Annotated in this window: 2 protein-coding genes; one reads left to right on the top strand and one right to left on the bottom strand. The window is 71.3% G+C overall.

Annotated elements, in window-relative coordinates:
- Positions 1-415 precede the first annotated feature (415 nt).
- Positions 416-1,450, bottom strand: a complete 1,035-nt coding sequence (locus ACOJUF_RS08415; protein ID WP_420121410.1) for a zinc-binding dehydrogenase — start codon at positions 1,448-1,450, stop codon at positions 416-418.
- A gap of 179 nt (positions 1,451-1,629) precedes the next feature.
- On the opposite strand from ACOJUF_RS08415, the gene ACOJUF_RS08410 reads away from it, so the two are divergent.
- The coding region (locus tag ACOJUF_RS08410) for an FGGY family carbohydrate kinase (protein ID WP_420121409.1) at positions 1,630-2,886 on the top strand (1,257 nt) is incomplete at its 3' end.

Raw genomic sequence — 2,886 nt, 5'->3', positions numbered from 1 at the left:
CTAGAAACCCTGCTCGTCCCCGAGCCCTGCTCGGTTCCGCACCGCGGCCCGGCCGCGGGGCCGCGCCACGCCGGCGCACCCCGCGGCCGTCTCCATCGGGAGGGCGGCACGCCGCCGACCTTCCCCGTCGGGCCCACCCGCGTCGCGTCCCGCCCCTCACCGGGAACGCCGCCGCGGGTGGGCCTTTCGGCGTTCCGGCGCTGCCCGGGCGTGGCTTGCTGTCCGCGACCGCCGCGCTCAGCCGGGCCGGCCGCGGACCATCCGCCCAGCCCGGCCGAGTCTCCGCACTCTCACCTCAACCCGACGAGCTGGCCGCAGCCGACCTCGAGGCCGCACCGAATTCGAGCCGCGCCGCACACGAACGGTCCGCCCGCGGACGCGGGCGGACCTGATGAACGGTGGACGCGGCCAGGGGCTACTCGGGCTTGACCTCCAGCACCACCTTGACGCCGCGGCCGACCAGTTCGATGCCCTTCTCCCATTCGTCCAGGGGCAGCGTGGCACCGACGATCGCCTCGACGTCGACCTGACCCTGGGCCATCAGCCGCAGGGCGGTGCGGTAGCTCGACGCGCGCTTGCCGCGCGACCCGACGAGCTCGAGCTCGTGGTTGAGCAACCGGTCCACGTCGACCGCGGGGGGCGTGCGGAAGAAGGCCAGCAACACGATCCGGCCGCCGCGCCGCAGCAGCGGCATGACGCCCTCGAGCACACCGGCGCCGCCACTGCACTCGAACACCGTGTGCGCGCCGTACCCGTCGGTCAGACCGCGGACATAGGCGGCCACGTCGACGGTCTCGGAATCAACGGTGTGCGTCACGCCCATCCGTTCGGCCAGCGCCAGCTGCTCGGTGTGCCGGGATCGGCCGACCATGACCACGGTGGCCCCGGCCGCCAGGGCGACCTGCGCGCACAGCTGGCCGATGGCGCCCGGACCGATCACCACGACGACCTCGCCGGCCAGCACCGGGCTCTGCTCGATGACGGCGTGGACCGAGACGGCCAACGGTTCGGTCAGGGCGCCGGCGAGCAGGGACACGTTGTCCGGCAGCCGGTGAACCGCCAGCGCGGGCATCACGAGCTGGTCGGCGAGCCCGCCGTCGGCCGTCGTCCCGATGCCCAGCCGGTTCGGGCACCGGTTGTACTCCTCGCGCCGGCAGTAGGCGCAGGTGTGACACAGGTAGGCGTCGGTCTCCACCGTCACGCGGTCGCCGACCACCAGGTCGGTGTCGGTGTCGGGTCCGATCGCCCGGATCACCCCGCTGACCTCATGGCCGAGCACCCGGGGCACCTTGCCGTGATCGTGACCGGCCTCGATGGCCAGCCGGTCGGTGCCGCAGATGGCCACGGCGGCCACGTCGATGAGGATCCGGCCGGGACCCAGCTCGGGCGCCGGGACCTCGCGCAGCTCGACGTTGCCGGGCCCGGAATCGAACTTCACCAATCCACGCATGATGGCCGATCGTATCGACTGACCGCCTTGTTGGCTAGACATGTATGCACACGTACGAAATAGAGTGGACACGATCGGTCATGTCTATTGCGCACGGCCGTGCCGCCCGTCACACTGGTGGCACACCGCTGGTTCATGCGCGGAATCTCCCCGGAACGACCTCACTGCAGAGGAGCAACATGGCCGAGTACATCATCGGGTTGGACGCGGGCACGTCCGTCGTCAAGGCAGCGATCTTCGACACCAACGGAAACGAGATCGCACGCGGGGCGCGCAGTGTGCCGATCACCAACCCGCAGGCGCACCTGGCCGAGGAGAGCATGGACGAGGTCTGGGTCGCCGGGACCGAGGCCATCGCGCAGGCTCTGACCAACAGCTCCGTCCGCGCCGACGAGATCATCGCGCTGTCGGCCACCGGGCAGGGTGACGGCACCTGGCTGATCGGGGCCGACGGCAAGCCGAAGGGTCCGGCCTACCTGTGGACCGACGGCCGGGCCGGCGACATCATCGACGGCTGGTATGCCGACGGCACGGTCAGCAAGCAGTTCAACATCTCCGGCACCGGCCCGTACGCCGGCACCACCTCGGCGCTGCTGCGCTGGCGCCAGGACAACGAGCCCGAGATCCTCGAGGGCGCGACCAACCTGTGGTGCAAGGACTGGATCGAGTACAACCTCACCGGTGACGCCTCGACCGACGCGTCCGACGCGTCGCTGGCCGGCATCGACGTCCGCAACCGCCGCTGGTCGGACGAGGTCAACGCGGCCTGGGGCTTCGACGACCGGACCAAGGGCGTCCTGCCCCCGATCAAGAGCCCGGTCGACCAGATCGGCACCGTGACCGCGCACGCCGCCGGCGTCACCGGCCTGGCCGAGGGCACCCCGGTGTTCAAGGGCCAGATGGACATCACCGCCTCGTCCCTGGGTGTCGGTGTGGCCCGACCCGGCGACTGCATGGCCGTCATCGGGACCGCCGGGATCGTCACCGTCGCCACCGACAACCTGGGCTCGGAGATCCTGCCGACCGACGTCGGCTGGGTCATCCCGCACAGCCCGGACACCTGGATCCGCGCGCTGGGCATGAACTGCTGCACGCCCAACCTCGACTGGTTCCTGCGCGAGTTCGGCGACCCGTTCCGTCGCGAGGCCTCGTCCCAGCCGGGCGAGGTCGGCCTGTTCGACTACCTCGACGCGAACATCAAGGAGGTGCCGATCGGCTGCGGCGGCGTCATCTACCACGGCTACCTGGCCCCCGGCGGCGAGCGGGCCCCGTTCGTCAAGCCCAGCGCGCGCGGGTCGTTCAACGGGATCACCGGCAGCCACGACCGCTGGCACCTGCTGCGCGCGGTCTACGAGGGTGTCGCCTTCGGCATCCGCGACTGCCTCGACGCCATCCCGACCCAGGTCGACACCGTGCGGATGGCCGGCGGCGGCGCG

The sequence above is a fragment of the Nakamurella sp. genome (assembly GCF_048594475.1).
In the GTDB taxonomy this organism is placed as follows: domain Bacteria; phylum Actinomycetota; class Actinomycetes; order Mycobacteriales; family Nakamurellaceae; genus Nakamurella.
This window is presented reverse-complemented; position numbering and strand designations above follow the sequence as displayed.